The organism is Rhizobium sp. NLR16a (assembly GCF_017948245.1).
In the GTDB taxonomy this organism is placed as follows: Bacteria; Pseudomonadota; Alphaproteobacteria; order Rhizobiales; family Rhizobiaceae; genus Rhizobium.
The window spans coordinates 52,317-72,082 of record NZ_CP072868.1; the positions used below are offsets into that span (position 1 = coordinate 52,317).

Genomic DNA, 19,766 nt, shown 5'->3' on the forward strand with positions numbered 1-19,766 from the left:
GATGGTGAAGCGATGGACGAGATGGTTAACAACCCGTCTTCACGCGGCAAGGGAGCGACGCCTGCATTCCTCAGGCGTCGCCGGTCACCACACCGACGAAGGGCAGTTCGCGAAACGCGTAGGCAACGTCCATACCGTAGCCGACGACGAAGTAATCGGGACATTCGAAGCCGACATAATCGGCCTCCAGCTTTTCCTTGCGCTTGACCCGCTTGTCGAGCAGCACGGCGATCGTCACGTTGCGCGCGCCACGTTCGAAGAGCAGTTCCTTGGCAAAGAGCAGCGTCCGGCCGGACTCGAGAATATCGTCGATCAGGAGGACGTCTCGGCCATGCACGTCGCTGTCGATATCCTTGACGATGCGCACGCCCTGCGAAACCGTGCCGGTGCCGTAGCTCGACAGCGTGATGAACTCGACCTCGGGGGCAAGCCCGGTGTCGTGCAGGGCGCGGATCAGGTCGGCGGCGAAGATGAAGGAGCCCTTGAGCACGGCAATGACGAGCAGGTCCTTGGTCGGCCCGTTGGCGATCTCCCGCGCCATGGCATGATTGCGCTCCGCGATCTGCTCGGCGGTGAAGAGCGGCTCGATGTTTTTTCCGCGCACAACAGGCATAAGGGCTTGCTCCATGAAAAGAAGGGTAAGCCGTTAGCACATATGCGCGCCTGAAACAGCCTCGCCGGTCAGGAAATCAACGGGATCGGCGCATCTTGCGGCGGAAAGCCATCACGAATCGCGTTATTTCTACGGCAGGAAGGAAAGCCGGACCTCCGGCAATTTTCCGCCGGCGTGCTGGACTCGGGCCGAAAAGCCACGGCTTTGGCCGCCGTAGATGACGTCGGCGGGCGGGTCGATGACGACACTTGCCGTCAGCCGTTCGTCCGCCACCAGATCGGCGCGAATGGGATGCACCGTCTGCGTGGTGCCGCTTTCGTTTTCGATGATGCCGTTGATGACGAGCACGCGCATGCCGTTCGCATCACGCGGTGTCACGGTGACATGGGTGAAATGCAGCGGCGCTCCGGAGGAGGCCCCCGCGGCGGAAAGGCCGGAAAAGCCGCCTGCGAGCCCGAAAGCGAGCACGGCGAGCGCCAGCACCAGTCCCGCGAAGCTGCGCAGCGACGCCCGCTGCAGCCAGGATTCCGCCCTTCGCAGAGCGGAAGCAGCCATCGCCAGCAGGAGCGGCGGCGGTGTAACGCGCGCTGCCGCCATGCGCCTGCTGTTGTCGTTATGGATCCTGGGGTCGAAGTCCTTCGGCCGGGTTTTGCCGACCGTCACGAATTCGGCGTCGGAAACGTCGGCAGAACGTGTTGAACGATACTGGCGGCGTGCGGGTTCGGGCGGCAGGAAATCATAGGCCTGACCCGGTGTCCGGCGGCTGAAGGAGGATGCTTCCATGGTGGCTGCCCCGCAGATGTCCACATGGTTTCGCTGCCGCAAGAAATCTTGGCATTGAAACGAATCCTCCTCAGTCGTAAATTTTAATGGTTAATGCTTCGCAAAGATTGCCGCCAAACGGGCGTCTTTCCGGCAAAATTTACCGGCTGTTAACGGTGTTGGTTAACAAGTCACGCGGTGAAACCAAGAACAGACTGAGTTGCCCGTTGATCCACTTCGAGAATGTCGGTTTGCGCTATGGCATGGGCCCGGAAATCCTCCGGGACCTGACCTTCGACATTCCGAAAAAATCCTTTCAGTTCCTGACCGGCCCATCCGGTGCCGGCAAGACCTCGCTGCTGCGGCTGCTCTTCATGTCGCTGCAGCCGACACGTGGCCTGATCCGCATGTTCGGGCGCGACATTTCCGAAATCCCCCGGCCGGAGTTGCCGCTGCTACGCCGGCGCGTCGGCATCGTCTTCCAGGATTTTCGCCTGCTCGACCATCTCACGACCTATGAGAATGTCGCTTTGCCCTTGCGGGTGCGCGGCAAGGAGGAAAGCTCCTACAAGACCGACGTTCTGGAACTCTTGAAATGGGTCGGCCTCGGCGAACGCATCAACGTGCTGCCGCCGGTCCTCTCCGGCGGAGAGAAGCAGCGCGCCGCTATCGCCCGGGCGCTGATGGACAGGCCGGAAGTCCTGCTGGCCGACGAGCCGACGGGCAATGTCGACCCGCCGATGGCGAGGCGCCTGCTCAATCTTTTCCTCGAACTCAATCGGCTTGGTACGGCTGTCGTCATCGCCACCCATGACCTGACGCTGATGGAACAGGTGGAAGCCCGCCGTATGATCCTCTCGGAGGGGCATCTCGATATCTATGACTGAGCCCCCGTCCAGGAACCGAGAGAAGGCGCCAGCCCAGCCTGCCGCCCAGCAGAAGCGCCCGGAAATGCGCGTGCGCCCGACCGCGCCGATCCTTCCGCCTTCCAATATCCAGGGCAACGCCTTGATGGTGGTCATATCGATCATGGCCTTTCTCGCCTGCCTGACGCTCGGCGGCGTCAGCATGGTGCGTTCGACGGCAGCAAGCTGGGAGAGCCAGATCTCCCGCGAGATCACCATCCAGATCAAGCCGGACGACAATCTCGACATGGAAAAGGCGCTGACGCAGGCACGCGACCTGGCGCTGACATTCGTCGGCACCAAGAGCGGCCAGATCGTCGACGAGGCAGCCACCGCCCGGTTGCTCGAACCTTGGCTCGGCCCCGGCCTCGATCTCAAGGATCTGCCTGTTCCCCGTCTCGTCGTCATCACGATCGACGAAAGCAATCCGCCGGATTTCGACGCGATGCGGAGCCTCCTGAAGGACAGCATCCCGCAGGCGAGCCTCGACGATCACCGCACCTGGGTCGACCGCCTGGTCTCCATGGCGCACACGACGGTGCTGATCGGCACCGGCGTCCTGCTCCTGGTTTTCTCGGCAATGGTGCTGACCGTCGTCTTCGCCACGCGCGGTGCACTGTCGGGCAACCGCCACATCGTCGAAGTGCTGCATTTCGTCGGTGCCGAGAGCTCCTTCGTCGCTACCGAATTTCAGAAGCATTTTCTGAAGATCAGCTTCAAGGGCTCGGCGATCGGCAGCGCGCTTGCGGCTCTTTTCTTTGCCACCGCCGGCTTCTGGCAGAGCCGCACGCTGGCAACACCGGAAACAGATCAGGCAACGGCGCTGTTCGGCACCTTCTCCGTCGGCGTACTCGGTTATGCCGGCATCTTCGCGACGATGATCGTCATCGCGCTCCTGACGACCGTCACGGCGCGGCTGACCGTCATGCGGACGATCTATGAAATCGATACATTGCGTTCGGATCCGACACGCACCGACGGCATCGCAAGTTGATCGTGCCATGCCGTTTTATCGTGAAAGCGTCTGTTCCGCGCCGCAATCAGCGTATAATCACGATTCATGACCATGGGCGATACGACACGCAATCCGATTCGGCAGGACCCGGAGCTTGATCGTCCGGCGGGCCTGCCGCCGCGGCGTGGTCCAATCCGCCGCCTGCTGCGCTGGGGTGGCTTTGGCTGCGTTCTGGCGATCGCTCTGGTGTTCGGCGGCTTTCTGCGGTTTGCCGATTCCGTGACAACGCTCAGGCCCCCGGTCGAGCCGAAGGCGGATGCGATCGTCGTGCTGACAGGCGGCTACCAGCGCATCGACCAGGCCGTGGAATTGCTGCAGAAGGGGGCAGGCAAACGACTGCTGATCTCGGGCGTCCACCCGACGACCACGCCAGCGCAGATTCGCAAGATGACGCAAGGCTCGGCCGATCTTTTCTCCTGCTGCGTTGATATCGGCCATGATGCGATAGACACGATCGGCAACGCCGAGGAAACCTCCAACTGGATCCACGCCAGGGGATACAGAAGCATTCTCGTCGTCACCAACAATTATCATATGCCGCGCAGCCTCGCAGAACTCTCCTATGTCGATCCGGACATCGAATTCATCCCCTATCCGGTGGTCAATTCGGATTTGAAGACCCGCAACTGGTTTACCGACCCGAACGCAATGCGCGTCATGCTCGCCGAATATGCAAAGGTGCTGTTAACAGGCGCCCGCAACATCACCGGCTTCGGCCGCCATACCGGACTGCGCTCGGCAGCCGTATCCCCCTCAGACTGAGCTTTTGCATCACGGCGGCATCAAACGCTTTTTATGACGGGCAATATCGTGTAGGCCGGTCGCATGAGCATGCCTCGGGATAATTTCATGATCGCCCTGCGTTCCGTCCTCTTCAACACGATCTTCTATGCCAATCTCATCATCCGGATGATCGTGCTCTCGCCCTATTATTTCGTGGTGCCGCGCCTGACGGCCTACGCGATTCCAAAGAATTGGGCGCGCTCCAACCATTGGCTGATGCGCATGATCGTCGGGACGACCTTCGAGATCGAGGGGTTGCAGAACCTGCCTGAGGGCAGTTTTATCCTGGCGCCGAAGCACCAGTCCTTCTGGGACACCTATGCGCTGCTGCCCAACCTCAAGGATCCGGTCTACATCCTGAAGCGCGAGCTGATGTGGATTCCGCTCTTTGGCTGGTATGCGAAGAAGCAGCGCATGATCCCGGTCGATCGCGGCGCCCGCGGCAAAGTGATGGTAGAGGTGCTGAAACGCACTAGGGAAGAGCTTTCGACCGGCCGCCAGCTGATCATCTATCCTGAGGGCACCCGCCGCCCGCCGGGTGCGGAGCCGGTCTATAAATACGGCATCGCCCGCATGTACCGCGATCTTGGCATTCCCGTCGTGCCGGTTGCGATGCATCCCGGCCTCTTCTGGCCGCGGCGGAGCGTCCGTCGTTATCCCGGCCATTTCAAGGTCAGGATCCTGCCGCCGATCATGCCGGGAATGGATCCGGATGCTTTCTTCGCTCAGCTGATCGAGGTCACGGAGCGGGCGAGCGACGAGCTCCTCATCGATACCATCGAACGCAATCCGCATCTGCCGTTGCCGCCGACAGCGATCGCTCGGCTGGCCGAGCTGCGCAAAGTGAAGGCGGCGACGGTCTGATCAGCCGGCCCGCAGCCGCTCCACCTCGTTGCCGACCTGCTCCAGCCACGGGTCGCGAATGCCCATCTGTTTCAGGTGCGCAAGTGTGTTGAAGACATAGGCATCGTTCGGGCCTGACTGCCCCCTGGCTTCGTTCACCACCCGCGCGGCCGCAACCGCGTCGAGCGTGCCGGCATATTGCTCGTGGTCGCGATCAGCGATGTAGGTCACCGCTTCCGTTCGGCGGCCGCCGGCAAACTGCAGCCGAACCCGGCGCTCCAGATAGACATTGGTGACGAGTTCGCGGGCGCGGAGATAATCGATTACCTCGCCCCATTTGTGCGCCGAAACACGGAACGCCATGCCGCGGCAAGCTCCGCCCCTGTCGAGACCGAGCACCAGGCCCGGATTGTCGCGCGTGCCGCGATGAACGAAGGATCGGACGCATAGCGAACGCCTGTAACCATGCACCAGAGCTTCTGCCCGCTCCAGGAACTCGAAGCCCGGATTCCACATCAGCGAGCCGTAGCCAAACACCCAAAATTCGTCCATATCGCACGCCAGACCGGAATCACTTTGCGATTCACCATTGGAGAACATCATGGCAGCGTCAAGCCGATCCGGCAGCAGCCAAACCGGCAACAGCAAGAAATTCTCGTTGCTGGGCGGAGGCATCCTCCTGGTGATCGCGCTTTATACCGGCGGCTGGTTTTATGCCGCATCGGCTTTGAAAGCGACGGTGCTGAAAGCAATCGCGCCGCGCGATCAGGCAGGCGTCACCGGCGAATGCTCCGATATCGAATTCCGCGGCTATCCTTTCCGCATCGGTCTGTTCTGCTCCAAGGTCGATGTCGACGACAATGTCAACGGCGTCTCCGCCACCTTTGGCGCATTGCGCTCCGCCGCACAGGTCTATGCGCCGAGCCATATCGTCTGGGAGCTCGATTCGCCGGCCGAAATCCGCACCACAAACGGCCTTTCGGTCTCTGCCCAATGGGCGAATCTGCAGGCGAGCCTGACGACCAAGCTGCAGGGCGTTGATCACAGCTCCACCGTCATCGAGGGTCTTAAGGCGACGGCGGTTTCCTCCTATACCGGTCAGACCATCAGCTTCGATGCAGCTCGCACCGAAATTCACCTGCGCCAAAACGGCGCCGATCTCGACGGTGCAATCTCGGTGCAGGATGCGAACACGGCGATCAAGGATTGGCCGCAGCTCTTCCCGAAACTCTCCGCCAGTATCGATCTCACGATTGCCGGAAAAGCCGGCCTGATCGACGGCAGCGACCCGAACGGCCTCAATGGTTCAGCCGGCGAACTGCGTCGCATCGTTGCCGATATCGGCGACGGTAAGGTGATGACGCTCACCGGCCCCTTTTCCTTCGACGAGCAGGGCTTTCTCTCCGGAAAATTCAAGCTGGAAATCGAACGGCTCGGCCCCTGGGGCGACAGCCTGAAACAGGCCTTCCCGGATATTGCCTCGACCGTCAACACGGCGACGAAGATGCTGAAGGCGCTGGCCGGCGGCAGAGACAAGGTCTCGGTCGATCTCGTCGTCGACCGCGGCAATGCCACCGTCAGCGGCTTCATTCCGCTCGGCCAGATCCCGCCGATCTAAGACTTCCGGGTCAGAGTGCTGGAAGGCCCTAATCGATCCGCTTCGTGAAAAACACCTCAGGCACCGATTGCAGGCCAGGCAGCTCGATCGCGCCGATTTCGGCAAATCCATTGCGGCGATGCCAGTCCTGCGGCCGGCTCTCGTCGCATTCGCTCGACGTCATCAGCAGGCGAGCGCCCTCACCGCGCATCGCTCCTTCCCAAGCAAGAAACAACGCGGTGCCGATGCCCGACCGGCGGTATTCGGGCAGGACGCGGATCATTTCCATATAGGGAATCCTGCCCCAGAAGCGGGAGAAACGCAGGAAGCCGACGATCTCCCCGGCCTGCCTGGCGACGAGATATTCACCGAACGCCACGCATCGCGAGACCCATGCCTTGCCTGCAGTGGCATCCTCGCGCGTCAACCAGTCGACCTCCGCCTGGCTCGCGCTCGCCACCTCCGCCATCGCTAGCCGCTACTTCTTATCAAGCGCGTGGGGGCGGCCGAAATCGGGCGCGTCGACATCCTGGCCAGCCTGGATGATCGAGCGACGGATGGCGCGCGTGCGGGTGAAGAGTTCGAAGATCTTGTCGCCCTCGCCCCAGCGGATCGCGCGCTGCAGATAGGCGAGATCCTCCGAGAAGCGCGCCAGCATTTCGAGGATGGCATCACGATTGTGCAGGCAGACGTCGCGCCACATCGTCGGGTCGGAAGCGGCGAGACGGGTGAAATCGCGAAAGCCGGATGCCGAATATTTGATGACCTCGGACTCCGTCACCGTCTCCAGATCGTCGGCGGTGCCGACGATGTTGTAGGCGATGATGTGCGGCAGATGCGAAACGATCGCGAGCACCTTGTCGTGATGCTCCGCATCCATCTCGTCGACCTTCGATCCGACCGCTTCCCAGAAGCCGCGCAGCCGCTTCAGCGCCGTCTCGTCGGTACCCGGAACCGGCGTGAAGATGCACCAACGGCCTTCGAAGAGGCCGGGGAAACCGGCATCCGGGCCGGATTTTTCCGTGCCGGCCAGCGGATGGCCGGGGATGAAATGCACGTCGTCAGGCATATGCGGCTGCATTTGCGCGATCACAGACGCTTTGGTGGAGCCGACATCGGTGACGATAGCGCCGGACTTGAGATTGCCGGCGATTTCCTTCGCTACGCCTTCCGAAGCGCCGACCGGCACCGAAACGATGATGAGGTCGGCATCTCGAACAGCATCGGCCGAAGAGGTCGTATAGCGGTCGCCGAGGCCGAGCTCTTCGGCGCGCTTCAACGTCTCGGCACTGCGCGTTGCGACGACGATCTCTTTGGTAAGCCCGAGCCGCCGGATGTCGTGGGCAAGCGAGGAGCCAATCAGCCCGATGCCGATCAGCGCGATGCGATCGAACAGCACACTCATGCCTGCCGTCCCATGAACTCACGCAGCGTGGCCATGACGCCGCGATTGGCCTCTTCAGGACCGATGCTCATCCGCAGCGCATTGGAAAAGCCGTAACTGCGCACGGCGCGCAGGATGTAGCCGCGGCTCGTCAGGAGCTCGTCGGCATCGGCCGCGCGCCTGCCGTCGACGTCAGGAAAATGAATGAGGACGAAATTGGCGACGGAGGGCGTCACGTTCAGCCCGATCGCTTCGAGGGCCTCGGTGAGCGTCTCCACCCACATCTGGTTGAAAGAGACGGCCTGCTGGACGAAGGCCTGGTCGCGGATGGCCGCGGCACCAGCGGCGATCGCGGCCGCATTCAGGTTGAACGGAGCGCGGACACGGTTCACGGCATCGACGATCTCGGCGGGCGCATACATCCAGCCGACGCGCAAAGCCGCAAGACCATAGGCTTTCGAAAAGGTGCGGGTCATCACCACGTTGGAGCTGGAAGACACGACCTCTATGCCGGCTTCATAATCGTTGCGGCGCACATATTCGGCATAGGCCGCATCGAGCACAAGGACGACGTGTTTCGGCAGCCCGGCCTGCAGACGGCGGATTTCGCTGACGGGAACGTATGTACCGGTGGGGTTGCCTGGATTGGCGATGAAGACGATCTTCGTCCTTTCCGTCACCGCCGCCAGGATCGCGTCGACGTCGACCGTATAGTCCTTCTCCTTGACGACGATGGGCGTGGCGCCCGTGCCCATGATCTGGATCTTGTAGACGAGGAAGCCATGCTCGGTGATGATGCCTTCATCGCCGGCGCCCAGATAGACATGGCACAGCAGGCCGAGCAGCTCGTCGGAACCATTGCCGCAAAGGATGTTTGCCGGATTGAGGCCATGCACAGCGGCGATCGCTTCGCGCAGTTCGATCGCCTGCCCGTCGGGATAACGTCCCAGATTGTCGGCAGCTGCCTTGACGGCCTCGATCGCCTTCGGGCTGGCGCCGAGCGGCGTTTCGTTGGAGGAGAGCTTGTAAACGCGGGCGACACCCGGCGCATGTTCCTTGCCCGGCACATAGGATGCGATATCGAGAATACCGGGACGCGGAACGGGCTTGCTGATCTCAACGCTCATGGGTCGACCTTGGATTTCCGGAAAATGACCAAGTGGCATTAAAGCGGAATGTGATTGTTGTCGAGAGGTATGGGCGTGACACAAGTGTAAGGAGAATGACGGAATTAACTTCATCCGTTGCGTGCAGTCGGCACGCCGTGCGGCGCGAGAACAGGCACGAAGACGCGGCGGGAAGCGCGGGCGGCCACCGGCAACCCCTGATAGAGCCGCTTCTGCGCCTCGACGATGATGACACCCGAAAAAGCCGGCCATAAGGTGCGGCCGATCCGCTCGAAGGCGCGGCGTAGGCGCAGGATGGTCCTGAGTTTCGAGGGCGGAAAGAACAACGCTTCGGCGGTCGCACCTGGCGTGAAATTCGTCTCGCGCAGCAGATGCGTCAGCTGACCGCGGGAATAGGGCCGGCCCGAACCGAAGGGCGTGTGTTCCATGCGGGCCCAGACCCCGCGCCGGTTCGGCACCACGATGACAAGCCGTCCGCCCGGCGCCAGCACCCGCCAGAGCTCCTTCAGCGTCTCGCGCGGACTTTCCGCGAACTCGAGAGAATGCACCATCAGCACTCGGTCGATCGAGGAATCCGGCAGCGGCAGTTCCTCATCGAAAATCAGCGTCGTCGACGACAGCGAGCCCATCGGCCAGTTCACCGCGCCCTGTCCGGCCGGCATGAAGGCGAAGGTGCGTTCGGTATCGGCCTGGAAGCGATCGAGGAAAGGCACGGCATAACCGAGACCGACGAGACGCTCCTGCGGCAGGCGCACCCACAGCGACGAGAGCGCCATGGCGATCGACTGCTCGGCAAGACGCCCGAGGTCGGAGTGATAGAACTGGCGTAGGTCGACGATATCCGCGTGCATTGCGATAAATGTTATCAGCGGGCGGTTGGACTTCAAGGCCGGACTCTCTACATTCCCGCGAGAGTCGTGGGACAAGGGATTGTTTGAAGATGAAACCTTTGGAATTAGACGTTTTTCTCTGCCGCACCGACAATTTCGGCGTGCTCGTACACGATCCGGAGACGGGATATACCGCGGCGATCGACGCGCCGGAGGAGGCGCCGATCCTGGAAGCGGCGACACGGCGCGGCTGGAAGATCACCCACATCTTCACCACCCATCACCACACCGATCACGTCGCCGCCAACCTGGCGCTGAAGGAGCAATTCGGCTGCGAGATCATCGGCCCGATCAACGAGGCTATCGCCATTCCCGGTCTCGACCGGACGATGGCCGATGGCGACAGCTTCCTTTTCGGCGATCACACGGTCAAGGTCATCGAGACCCCCGGTCACACTGCCGGTCACATCTGCTATCACTTCGTCGACGACAAGCTGCTCTTTGCCGCCGACACGCTGTTTGCCCTCGGCTGCGGCCGCCTTTTCGAACGCCCCGCCGCCGACATGTGGCATTCCCTGCAGAAGCTCGCCGTGCTGCCGGACGAGACCGCCGTCTATTTCGGCCACGAATATACATTGTCCAACGCCCGCTTCGCGCTGACGGTCGATCCCGACAATGAGCGCCTGAAGAGCCGCGCCGCCGAGATCGAAGCCTTGCGCGCCGAGGGCAAATTCACCGTCCCGACGACGCTCGGGCTGGAGAAGGAAACCAATCCGTTTCTGCGCGCCGCCGATCCGGCGATCCGCCGCAATCTGATCATGGAAGGCAAGACGAATGAGGAGGTCTTTGCCGAGATCCGCAAGCGCAAGGACAATTTCTGATGTCGCCTGAGGGGATCATTCGCGAGCTCGGCATGCAGCCGCATCCCGAAGGCGGCTGGTACGTGCAGACATTCCGCGACACGGCGGGTGGAGAGCGCGGCCATTCGACGGCGATCTATTATCTGCTGACAAAGGGACAGCGTTCGCACTGGCATCGCGTCCATGACGCGGTCGAGGTCTGGCATTATTACGCCGGTGCGCCGCTGGCGCTGCACCGCTCGCAGGACGGGATGGCAAGCGAGACGCTGACGCTCGGAACAAACCTTCCTGCCGGCGAGCGGCCGCAGGCAATCATTCCCGCCAATTGGTGGCAATCGGCCGAATCGCTCGGCGATTTCACCCTGGTCGGCTGCACTGTTTCGCCCGGCTTCGAATTTTCGAGCTTCGAGATGGCGCCGGCGGATTGGAAACCTGGCGACTGAGGGCTACTCGGCTGCCGCAGGCTGCGCCGGAATCTTGCGGCGGACCAGTTCCTGGGCAGCGAGCACCGCTCCACCGGTGACGAGCAGGCAGGCGAGAGCAATGCGCCAGCTCGGCTCGGCAAATCCGAACAGCGTCAGGATGAGCGTCGACAGCAGCGGCGCGGCATAACTTGCCGCACCGAGAATCTGGATATCACCGTTCTTGACGCCATAATCCCAGGCGTAGAAGGCAGCCCCCACGGGCAGGAGCCCGAGCCCGATGACGGCAACCCATTCGAACATCGTCGCCGGCCAGACGGTTGCCTCCAGGCCGAGATGGCAGAAGAGCGACAGGACGGAAGTGACAAGGCAAAAGCCGGTAACGACATCGGTGGAAACGGCTTCAAAACGCCTGGTCAGCAGCGAATAGCCCGACCATGTGAAGGCGCAGAGGAAGGCCGCCCCATAACCGACCGCGTAGGCGCCGTCGAAATCGATGCCGTTGCGGCCGACGATCAGGAAGGTGCCGCAAAGCCCGGCGAGCGCGCCCGCCACGTGATACCAGCGCAACCGTTCGCCCGGCAGCAGCGCCGAGCCGACCACGATCAACAACGGCCAGAGATAGGCGATCAGTCCCGCCTCCACCGCCGGCGCGTTCCTGAGCGCCGTAAAATAGAGGAAATGATAGCCGAACAAGCCTGCAATACCTGTTATCCAGACCTTTGGCGGCTGCTTCAGCAACGCCAGCCGCGCCGGGTTGAGGACAAGCATGACGAGGCCGGGAATGCTGCCGATCGCAAAGCAGACGGCCGACAGCTGGAAGGGCGGCATCTTGCCGGAGCCGGCCGTCAACAGCGCCAGGAACGACCACATCAGAATGGCCGTAAAACCAATCAGCGTCGCGCGAAATTTCACCTGTCCTCCTTCACGGAGGCGAAAGCTCCGTCAGCCGACGCTGCCGTATTTGACGGCAGTGATCGTCACCATTCCATATTCGGTCGGAATGCGCACATAAACAGGAGCATATACATTTGCCGCGTCCGACTTGGCAAACCAGATTTCCATGCGGTCGCTCTTGCTGAGATAGTCGATGTCCTTGCGGCCCTTCTTGTAGCCTGAGCGCGGCACGAAACGCACGCCGCAGACGACCGCCTTGCCCTTGAAGCCATCGGTCTTGAAATCCTCGTCGCCTTTCGGCGAAAGCACCAGGTCCATGCGCGTCTCGCCGTCGAAGATCGGCAGCGTCTGCGCGCAGACCTTGGTGTCCCCGGTGAAAACAAGGCCGGAGATCGGATCGAGCACCGAACGCATGTCGCCCGGCGTGACGTCAATCCAGTTCTTCGGCCTTTTCGGCGGCGGCGTCGTCGTCGCCGATATGATGTCGCCGTTGCGGTAGCTGACCTCGTAGACGCGGGCCTTCTTGCCGCTCTTGTAATAGAGCGAATATTTCAGCGCCTGCAGCCGATCATTACGGACGACGCCGGTGACGCTGGTCTTAGCCGAGATGGTCTTGACGAGATCAGCAAGGCCGGCGGATTTGATATCGCCGGCGATCTTGTAAGAGTGATCGTCCTCGATCTGCGTCAGGAACGCGGCGCGCGCGATCGGCAGGCCGGCAAGCGTCACCCGATAGACCGTCTGATGCTGGACCTCGGCCGCCGATGCCGGTATGGCAAGCAGTGCGGCGATAGCCGAAATGAAAATGCGTCTGCCCGAATGAGCCATGAATGAAGCCTTGTCTTGCCGCGCCGGCAGCCCTGTCGGGAGTTCTATACTCCTGCCTTGAAGGGAAGAAAACAGCAGCTTTTTGACGGAATTGCGGGAAAGGCCAAGGTTTGGCTTGACGCGCGCAGCCTCTCTGACTATAGAACCGCAACTTTCCAATCATGGCTGTTGGATTGCGAGCCCGGTTTTGCCGGGGATGGCAATTCGATGGCCCGAGAAAACAAGAATAGGTGTTCAATGTCCCGCGTGTGCGAATTGACCGGCAAGGCCGTCCTGACTGGTAACAATGTCAGCCATGCCAACAACAAGACCAAGCGCCGGTTCCTGCCGAACCTGTGCCAGGTAACGCTGATTTCCGACGCTCTCAACCAGCGTTATCGTCTTCGCGTTTCGGCTGCTGCCCTTCGCTCCGTCGAGCATCGTGGCGGCCTCGATGCCTTCCTGATCAAGGCAAGCGAAAACGAACTGTCGATGCGCGCGCGCCTGCTGCGCCGTCAGATCGTCAAGAAGACCGCCGAAGCGGCTGTTGCTGCCTAAGCTTCTGCCCTTCTTTCATACGGCTTCGAAAGGCTTGGACGGATAAACCCGGTCAGGCCTTTTGCTTTGCCTGAGCACTCCAACTGGTGGCATCACCCAGGATAAAAAAATGCTGAAGACGCGCTATACGATTGCCTATGTCGCCCTGATGACGCTTGTCGTCGTCGCTTCCAACTTCCTCGTTCAGTTTCCGCTGAACGCCGAAGTCGCCGGCATCAACCTGGCCGACATCCTGACCTGGGGCGCCTTCTCCTATCCGGTCGCCTTCCTGATCACCGACCTGACCAACCGCCAGTTCGGCCCGCAGGCAGCCCGCAAGGTCGTCTTTGCCGGCTTCGTCGTCGGCGTGACGCTCTCCTTCTTTACGTCAGTGCCGCGTATCGCCATCGCTTCCGGCTCGGCCTATCTCGCCGGCCAGCTGCTCGATATCGCCGTCTTCAACCGCCTTCGCCGCCAGGCCTGGTGGCGCGCGCCGCTCTTGGGCTCGCTGATCGGCTCGGCGCTTGATACGGTGATGTTCTTCTCGCTGTCCTTCGCCGCGTTTTTCGTCTTCCTCGGTCCGAACGAGCCGTTCGCGCTCGAGCTGGCCCCGATCCTCGGTGTATTTTCCACTGAGGCCCCGCGCTGGATTTCCTGGGCGCTCGGCGATTTCGCCGTCAAGATGATCGTGGGCCTCGTCATGCTGCTGCCCTATGGCGCGCTCATGAACGTGTTGCGGCCGATGCAGCCTGTGCGCGTCGGCTAAACGATGGGTTCAACGACGCTGCCGGACCGCGCCGGTGGCGATGGCGGGATGCAGCAGAACCTCTGCAACCAGATCATCGATCTCTCGTGACGAATCGAGCCGCAGGACCGGGGCCGTCTGCGTTTCCAACCATTGCTCATGCGCCGCGAGGCTGCGACGTTCCGGGCCAGCCGTGTCGTAACTTGCCGCCCATTCCATGAATTCCCCGCTCTTGATTTCCATATCGCCGCCGGGCCCGATCCTGTCTCCGTAGCGGGCAATCTCCCGCGCACGGATGCGCGCCATCCGCAGCTCCGGCTCAATCCTGAGGAACACGATCAGATCATAGAACGGCTCGATCTGCCTCGCCCATTTCAGCGCCGATCCGGAGAGGATCCAGCCGTCATGCCGTGCCGCCTCGGCAAGAAGCAGTCTTATGCGTTCTTCGGCGTCGCGCGGCGTCGTGAATGGCGGATCGGTCGGCAGCCAAAAGAAATCATCGGTATCGAGATGGGCGATATCAAGCCGTTCGGCAAGCGTATGGCCGAGCGATGTCGTGCCGGAACCGGAGGCACCCATGATATGAACATGCACCACGACTGTCCCTCCGAAAACTGCTCTCGATGCGACCATGGGATAGCCGATGCATGTGACGTCAATCTGACGCCGCGCTGAGCACGTGGCGATCGGAGAGCCGGAATTCCAGCATCAGATTGCGCTGCAGGATCGAGTGGTTGTCGTCCGACACCATAATGATATTGACCGTGCCGTCGGCGGCCTGGAACACGTCAAGTCCTTCCATATTGTCAATCTGTGAGTTGAAATTGCCTTCGATCAGCAATTCGCCATCGACGACGGCCCCCGGCCGGATATCGGCGCCTTTGATGCGTCGAAGCCGCATGCCGATGCCTTCGGCCATATTGAACCGCCGCTCCAGGAGCAGCAGGTCGCCGTCCGGCAGGAAGGCGCCGTCGGTAACGTCGAAGCTGCCGTCGCGTTTGATCGAGAACACCCCTTTCAGCGGGCCGCTGAGAATGGCCGCCATCCGGTTGCCCTCGCTATCGAGACCGCGCTCGGAGACAATGACCATGCCGCCCTTCAACGGACTGGAGGCGGGCGCCACGGCAATGGTTTCGATACCGCGATTATCGCTCAGCATCGTGCGCGGGATGAGGATCGGCAGGGTCGCGATCGCGCGCGATTCCGCAAAGCCGGGATCGGGATAGGCGTCGACGCGATGATCTTGCTCGAAAGAGACCAAAATGCGGTCGCCGTCGAGCGCCAGGCCCTCGGCATCCATATAGCCCTTGCCCTCGAGGCTGCGGCCGGCGCGGTTCTTCATCGGGGTAATCTCGACCTGAGAAAGGCCCGAAAGCCTGCCCCCGGCATCGCGCTCGATGCTGCCGGTCAGCCACTGGCCGGTATCGAGCACGACGACGAAGTGTTTCTGGTCCGGCCGGAAACGGATTGAGGAAAGCGACCCGAACAGCGCGCGGCTGGAAACCATCTCCAGCCCACCGAGAAATTCCAGCGATCCGAACTTCGTCTGCGACGATCCGATCCTGAAATCGGTAATTTGCCGGCTAATGACGGGGATTTCGTCGCCGGCCATCGCCGCGGGAGCGCCCCCTGCGAGGCACAGCGAGACCGATGCCGCGCGGCAGAGGCGCTTGACCATCATTCCACGTGTTTCCTTGCAGGAGCGTCAGCCGGCACGGCGCAACCGGCCGCCGCGCGGCTGGGCGGATTGATCTTCGAAGAGTGAGGCAAGCTGTTCGGTCATCGCCCCGGCAAGCTCGTCCGCATCGACGATCGTCACGGCTCGGCGATAGTAGCGTGTCACGTCATGACCGATGCCGATCGCCAGCATTTCGACAGGCGAGCGCGTCTCGATCTGCTCGATGACGGCGCGCAGATGCCGTTCGAGATAATTGCCCGGATTGACCGACAGCGTCGAATCGTCGACCGGCGCCCCGTCCGAGATCATCATCAGAATGCGGCGCTGCTCGCGGCGGGCGAGCAGGCGGTTATGCGCCCAGATCAGCGCCTCGCCGTCAATGTTTTCCTTGAGCAGCCCTTCGCGCATCATCAGCCCGAGATTGGCGCGTGCGCGCCGCCAGGGTGCGTCGGCCGACTTGTAGATGATGTGACGCAGGTCGTTGAGACGACCGGGCGTCTGCGGTTTGCCGCCGGCGAGCCAGGTTTCACGCGCCTGCCCGCCCTTCCAGGCCTTTGTCGTAAAGCCGAGAATCTCGACCTTGACGCCGCAGCGTTCCAGCGTCCGGGCGAGAATGTCGGCGCAGGTGGCAGCCACGGTGATCGGCCGACCGCGCATGGAACCGGAATTGTCGATGAGCAGCGTGACGACAGTGTCGCGGAACTGCGTGTCGCGCTCCATCTTGAAGGAGAGCGGCTGCATCGGATCGATGATGATGCGCTGCAACCGGGCCGTATCCAGATAACCCTCCTCCAGATCGAAATCCCAGGAGCGGTTCTGCTGCGCCATCAAGCGGCGCTGCAGCCGGTTGGCAAGACGCCCGACCGCGCCCTGCAGATGCGCCAGCTGCTTGTCGAGGAAGGCGCGCAGGCGCTCCAGCTCGGCGGCGTCGCAGAGTTCCTCGGCGGTGATGATCTCGTCGAACTCTTCGGTATAGACGTGATAATCGACCTTTTCGTTGAAATCGGCAAAAGGCGTGTTCGGACGCCGGGTCTCGCCCGGCGTTTCCGAATCGTCCTCGCCCTCTTCCATCATGTCGTCGTCGGAGATTTCGGCGCCTTCAGTCTCGCCGTCCTCCATCTGCTCGTCGGAGACTTCGCTGTCCTCGACGGGGGCGGCATCGGTGCCGGCATCCTCGTCGACTTCGTCCTGATCCTGCTCGTCGCCGCTCGGCTGTTCTTCCTGCTCCGACTGATCGTCATTGTCGGCTTCGCTGTCGTCGTCGCCATACTCCTCGGCCATCTCCATCACCGACAGCATGTTGCGGACGACCTTGGCGAAGGCTTGCTGGTCGTTGATCGCGCCCGACAGGTTAGCGAGTTCAGCCCCCGCCTTGTCTTCGATGAAACCGCGCCAGAGATCGAGCACCTTGCCGGCGGTTTCAGGCGGACGTTGGCCGGTCAGCTTCTCGCGCACCATCATGGCGACGGCTTCGCCGATCGGCGCGTCTTCCTGGCGCTCGATACCGGTGAAATTCGCCTTGGCATATTTCTCTTCCGTCATGGAGCGCAGGTTCGCCGCCACGCCCTCCATGCGCAGCGTGCCGATCGATTCGACACGCGCCTGCTCGACCGCATCGAAGATCGCCCGGGCGTCCGAGCCCTGCGGCGCCATGGTCGTATGCATCTTCTCGTCATGGCAGGCGAGGCGCAACGCCATGGAATCGCCGAGCCCGCGGGTGACCGCCAGCTCATGCGCCGTCGGCCGCTTGGAAAGCTCCGGCAGCCGGATGCGCTCGCCGGTCATACCAGGCCGTTCATTGGCGAAGGTCACCTCCACATCGCCGTCGCCGGCGATCGAGCGGACGCAACCGGATATCGCCCGGCGCAACGGCTCGACGTCGACGGGCGCACCGGGCTTTGCTTTCGAATTGTCACCGCGAGCTGCCATGGTCGGTCGGGCCTCAGGCTCCGAGGACGATGTTGGCGGCGCTTTCCTTCAGCTCCACGCCGAAGGCGCGCTGATAGTGCTCGGCGACCAGCGGGCGCTCCAGCTCGTCGCACTTGTTAAGGAAGGTGACGCGGAAGGCAAAGGCGAGGTCGCCAAAGATTTCGGCATTCTCGGCCCAGGTGATGACCGTGCGCGGGCTCATGACGGTCGAAAGATCGCCGTTCATGAAGGCGGCGCGCGTGAGATCGGCAACGCGAACCATCTTCGAGACGATATCGCGCCCTTCCCTGTCCTTGCCGAAGCTCTTCACCTTGGCGGCGACGATGTTCACTTCGTGATCATGCGGCAGGTAGTTCAACGTCGTCACGATCGACCAGCGGTCCATCTGCGCCTGGTTGATCTGCTGCGTGCCGTGATAGAGGCCTGTGGTGTCACCGAGGCCGATCGTATTGGCAGTGGCAAACAGGCGGAAAGCGGGGTGCGGCCGGATGACGCGACTCTGGTCGAGCAGCGTCAGGCGGCCGGACGATTCCAGCACGCGCTGGATGACGAACATCACGTCGGGACGGCCGGCATCATATTCGTCGAAGACGAGCGCGACATTGTGTTGATAGGCCCAGGGCAGGATGCCGTCCTTGAACTCCGTGACCTGCAGCCCGTCCTTGACGACGATCGCGTCCTTGCCGACCAGATCGATACGGCTGACATGGCTGTCGAGGTTGATGCGCACGCAAGGCCAGTTGATGCGCGCCGCCACCTGTTCGATATGCGAGGATTTGCCCGTGCCGTGGTAGCCGGAGATCATCACGCGACGGTTATGCGCGAAGCCTGCGAGAATGGCGAGCGTCGTCTCGCGGTCGAACAGGTAGTCGGGATCGAGATCCGGCACATAGGCGTCACCCTTGCTGTAGGCGGGAACGCGGATGTCGGAATCGATGCCGAAGGTCTCGCGGACCGAAACGGTGGTGTCGGGCAGTTCTGAAATATCGAGGTCGATCTTGCTCATCATGTCTCCAAGGCGGGTGAAGCCACCCGGCCAAACTGTCTCAGGCCATGTCGCAACCGTGACGCCGCGATTTTATTCCGCGCCCGTCCAGGTCGGAACGTCGGCGATACTTCTCCGGGACTGAAACGAAACCTCGGCGGGATGATGACCGCGTGCGAGCATTCTTGAAAGAGTCCCGGACAAGAAACGCCGCGTCCGGAAGGTCGGCCGAGGCGATGTCGGGAAAACACGCAGATAGGAGCCGCGTTTGCCTGCGGCCTCAGCCGATTTGGACCATACCCGATTGAAGCCCAAGAGCAAGGACGGGAATTAACAAAAACCGTTCTGCTTCAACAATTGATAGGCCTGGATGACAGCGCGGAAGCGCTCTTCCGAGCCGCGGTCACCGCCATTGGCATCCGGATGGTGCTTCTTGACCAGCTCCTTGTAGCGGCTCTTGATCTCTGCCGACGTCGCGTTGGCATGCAGACCCATCGTGTCGAAGGCTTTGCTTTCGAGCGATTTCAGCTTGCGTGCCTGGGGAAAGCGCGGGCCGTTGCCCTTGCCGCCTTCCTTGACGAAGCCGAAGGGATCGCGAACGCGTGTATAGGCGCCGGAGCGTACCTCGGAATGCAGCGGACTGTCCTTCGCCGCCTTGTTGACGCCGACGGTCCATGTCGGCCGATGGCCGGTGATCGCCTCTTTCTGGTAGCGCGCGATCTCGCCGTCCGAAAGGCCGGAGAAATAATTGTAGCCCTTGTTGTATTCCTTGACGTGCTCGAAGCAGAACAAAAAGAACTGGCCTTCCGCATTGCGCCCTACCGGAGCGCGATGCGAGCCTTTTTTGTCGCAGCCGTCCCACTGGCAGGTAGGCGGCGCCTGCTCTGCCTCCTGCTCGCGTTTGCGGCGTGTGCGGATGCGATCGAAATATTTGGAATCAAGTCTCATGGCGGCGCTAATTATGAGGCTGTCGCGAGGCGACAACAAGAATTGACAAATGGGAATGTTGCTGGCTTGGTGGGAACCCTTTTCGCGAAGCAGCAAGAC

23 protein-coding genes are annotated in these 19,766 nt (G+C 61.9%); 9 read left to right on the forward strand and 14 right to left on the reverse strand.

Annotation, left to right across the window (positions count from 1 at the left end):
• Positions 1 to 70: 70 nt before the first annotated feature.
• Both hpt and J7U39_RS24970 read right to left on the reverse strand, forming a co-directional pair.
• A complete protein-coding gene (gene hpt / locus J7U39_RS24965; RefSeq protein ID WP_064805282.1) occupies positions 71 to 613 on the reverse strand; it encodes a hypoxanthine phosphoribosyltransferase in 543 nt (180 codons plus the stop codon).
• A gap of 129 nt (positions 614 to 742) precedes the next feature.
• The gene (locus tag J7U39_RS24970; RefSeq protein ID WP_210632880.1) at positions 743 to 1,396 is read right to left on the reverse strand and encodes a hypothetical protein; all 654 of its coding nucleotides are present in this window, start codon (positions 1,394 to 1,396) and stop codon (positions 743 to 745) included.
• A gap of 206 nt (positions 1,397 to 1,602) precedes the next feature.
• On the opposite strand from J7U39_RS24970, the gene ftsE reads away from it, so the two are divergent.
• The 4 genes from ftsE to J7U39_RS24990 all read left to right on the forward strand — a co-directional run bounded on the left by ftsE (position 1,603) and on the right by J7U39_RS24990 (position 4,942).
• Positions 1,603 to 2,262, forward strand: a complete 660-nt coding sequence (ftsE, locus tag J7U39_RS24975) for a cell division ATP-binding protein FtsE (RefSeq protein WP_064805284.1) — start codon at positions 1,603 to 1,605, stop codon at positions 2,260 to 2,262.
• Complete coding sequence (locus J7U39_RS24980; protein ID WP_210632881.1) at positions 2,255 to 3,274, forward strand: ABC transporter permease; 1,020 nt, start codon at positions 2,255 to 2,257, stop codon at positions 3,272 to 3,274. The genes ftsE and J7U39_RS24980 overlap by 8 nt, the downstream gene beginning before the upstream one ends.
• 66 nt (positions 3,275 to 3,340) lie before the next feature.
• A complete protein-coding gene (locus J7U39_RS24985) occupies positions 3,341 to 4,057 on the forward strand; it encodes a YdcF family protein (RefSeq protein ID WP_210632882.1) in 717 nt (238 codons plus the stop codon).
• A gap of 87 nt (positions 4,058 to 4,144) precedes the next feature.
• On the forward strand, positions 4,145 to 4,942 hold the full coding sequence (locus tag J7U39_RS24990) for a 1-acyl-sn-glycerol-3-phosphate acyltransferase (RefSeq protein WP_210632883.1): 798 nt from the start codon (positions 4,145 to 4,147) through the stop codon (positions 4,940 to 4,942).
• On the opposite strand, the gene J7U39_RS24995 is transcribed toward J7U39_RS24990, so the two are convergent.
• Entirely contained in the window at positions 4,943 to 5,473 is a 531-nt protein-coding gene (locus J7U39_RS24995; RefSeq protein ID WP_210632884.1) for a gamma-glutamylcyclotransferase, read from the reverse strand.
• A 49-nt stretch (positions 5,474 to 5,522) separates the two neighbouring features.
• On the opposite strand from J7U39_RS24995, the gene J7U39_RS25000 reads away from it, so the two are divergent.
• Positions 5,523 to 6,539 carry a DUF2125 domain-containing protein gene (locus J7U39_RS25000; protein ID WP_210632885.1) on the forward strand — a complete coding sequence of 339 codons (1,017 nt, stop codon included), beginning with the start codon at positions 5,523 to 5,525 and terminating at the stop codon, positions 6,537 to 6,539.
• 28 nt (positions 6,540 to 6,567) lie between these two features.
• Here J7U39_RS25000 and J7U39_RS25005 read toward each other — a convergent pair whose 3' ends face one another.
• The 4 genes from J7U39_RS25005 to J7U39_RS25020 form a co-directional block, all read right to left on the reverse strand.
• Positions 6,568 to 6,987, reverse strand: a complete 420-nt coding sequence (locus J7U39_RS25005) for a GNAT family N-acetyltransferase (protein ID WP_210632886.1) — start codon at positions 6,985 to 6,987, stop codon at positions 6,568 to 6,570.
• A 9-nt stretch (positions 6,988 to 6,996) separates the two neighbouring features.
• On the reverse strand, positions 6,997 to 7,923 hold the full coding sequence (locus J7U39_RS25010; RefSeq protein ID WP_210632887.1) for a prephenate/arogenate dehydrogenase family protein: 927 nt from the start codon (positions 7,921 to 7,923) through the stop codon (positions 6,997 to 6,999).
• Positions 7,920 to 9,029 carry a histidinol-phosphate transaminase gene (gene hisC / locus J7U39_RS25015; protein ID WP_210632888.1) on the reverse strand — a complete coding sequence of 370 codons (1,110 nt, stop codon included), beginning with the start codon at positions 9,027 to 9,029 and terminating at the stop codon, positions 7,920 to 7,922. The genes J7U39_RS25010 and hisC overlap by 4 nt, the downstream gene beginning before the upstream one ends.
• Before the next feature lie 110 nt (positions 9,030 to 9,139).
• Positions 9,140 to 9,916, reverse strand: a complete 777-nt coding sequence (locus J7U39_RS25020) for a class I SAM-dependent methyltransferase (protein WP_210632889.1) — start codon at positions 9,914 to 9,916, stop codon at positions 9,140 to 9,142.
• A 53-nt stretch (positions 9,917 to 9,969) separates the two neighbouring features.
• Here J7U39_RS25020 and gloB point away from each other — a divergent pair, with 53 nt between their 5' ends.
• The gene (gloB, locus tag J7U39_RS25025) at positions 9,970 to 10,740 is read left to right on the forward strand and encodes a hydroxyacylglutathione hydrolase (RefSeq protein WP_210632890.1); all 771 of its coding nucleotides are present in this window, start codon (positions 9,970 to 9,972) and stop codon (positions 10,738 to 10,740) included.
• Positions 10,740 to 11,162, forward strand: a complete 423-nt coding sequence (locus tag J7U39_RS25030) for a cupin domain-containing protein (RefSeq protein ID WP_210632891.1) — start codon at positions 10,740 to 10,742, stop codon at positions 11,160 to 11,162. Before gloB ends, J7U39_RS25030 begins: the two co-directional genes overlap by 1 nt.
• A 3-nt stretch (positions 11,163 to 11,165) precedes the next feature.
• Here J7U39_RS25030 and J7U39_RS25035 read toward each other — a convergent pair whose 3' ends face one another.
• Positions 11,166 to 12,056: an EamA family transporter gene (locus tag J7U39_RS25035; RefSeq protein WP_210632892.1), complete on the reverse strand. Its 891-nt coding sequence runs from the start codon at positions 12,054 to 12,056 to the stop codon at positions 11,166 to 11,168.
• A 30-nt stretch (positions 12,057 to 12,086) separates the two neighbouring features.
• The gene (locus J7U39_RS25040) at positions 12,087 to 12,866 is read right to left on the reverse strand and encodes a DUF3108 domain-containing protein (protein ID WP_210632893.1); all 780 of its coding nucleotides are present in this window, start codon (positions 12,864 to 12,866) and stop codon (positions 12,087 to 12,089) included.
• 237 nt (positions 12,867 to 13,103) lie between these two features.
• Here J7U39_RS25040 and rpmB point away from each other — a divergent pair, with 237 nt between their 5' ends.
• A complete protein-coding gene (gene rpmB, locus J7U39_RS25045; protein WP_003567078.1) occupies positions 13,104 to 13,403 on the forward strand; it encodes a 50S ribosomal protein L28 in 300 nt (99 codons plus the stop codon).
• A gap of 109 nt (positions 13,404 to 13,512) precedes the next feature.
• Positions 13,513 to 14,148, forward strand: a complete 636-nt coding sequence (locus tag J7U39_RS25050; protein ID WP_210632894.1) for a VUT family protein — start codon at positions 13,513 to 13,515, stop codon at positions 14,146 to 14,148.
• 9 nt (positions 14,149 to 14,157) lie between these two features.
• Here the strand turns inward: J7U39_RS25050 and J7U39_RS25055 are convergent, their stop codons facing one another.
• The 5 genes from J7U39_RS25055 to J7U39_RS25075 form a co-directional block, all read right to left on the reverse strand.
• Positions 14,158 to 14,724: an AAA family ATPase gene (locus J7U39_RS25055; protein ID WP_210632895.1), complete on the reverse strand. Its 567-nt coding sequence runs from the start codon at positions 14,722 to 14,724 to the stop codon at positions 14,158 to 14,160.
• A 58-nt stretch (positions 14,725 to 14,782) separates the two neighbouring features.
• A complete protein-coding gene (locus J7U39_RS25060; protein ID WP_210632896.1) occupies positions 14,783 to 15,808 on the reverse strand; it encodes an esterase-like activity of phytase family protein in 1,026 nt (341 codons plus the stop codon).
• A 24-nt stretch (positions 15,809 to 15,832) separates the two neighbouring features.
• Complete coding sequence (cobT, locus tag J7U39_RS25065) at positions 15,833 to 17,734, reverse strand: cobaltochelatase subunit CobT (RefSeq protein ID WP_210632897.1); 1,902 nt, start codon at positions 17,732 to 17,734, stop codon at positions 15,833 to 15,835.
• A 13-nt stretch (positions 17,735 to 17,747) separates the two neighbouring features.
• A complete protein-coding gene (gene cobS / locus J7U39_RS25070) occupies positions 17,748 to 18,740 on the reverse strand; it encodes a cobaltochelatase subunit CobS (protein ID WP_210632898.1) in 993 nt (330 codons plus the stop codon).
• 309 nt (positions 18,741 to 19,049) lie between these two features.
• Positions 19,050 to 19,667, reverse strand: coding sequence for a J domain-containing protein (locus J7U39_RS25075; protein WP_210632899.1), 618 nt, complete (start codon positions 19,665 to 19,667; stop codon positions 19,050 to 19,052).
• Between the last annotated feature and the right edge of the window lie 99 nt (positions 19,668 to 19,766).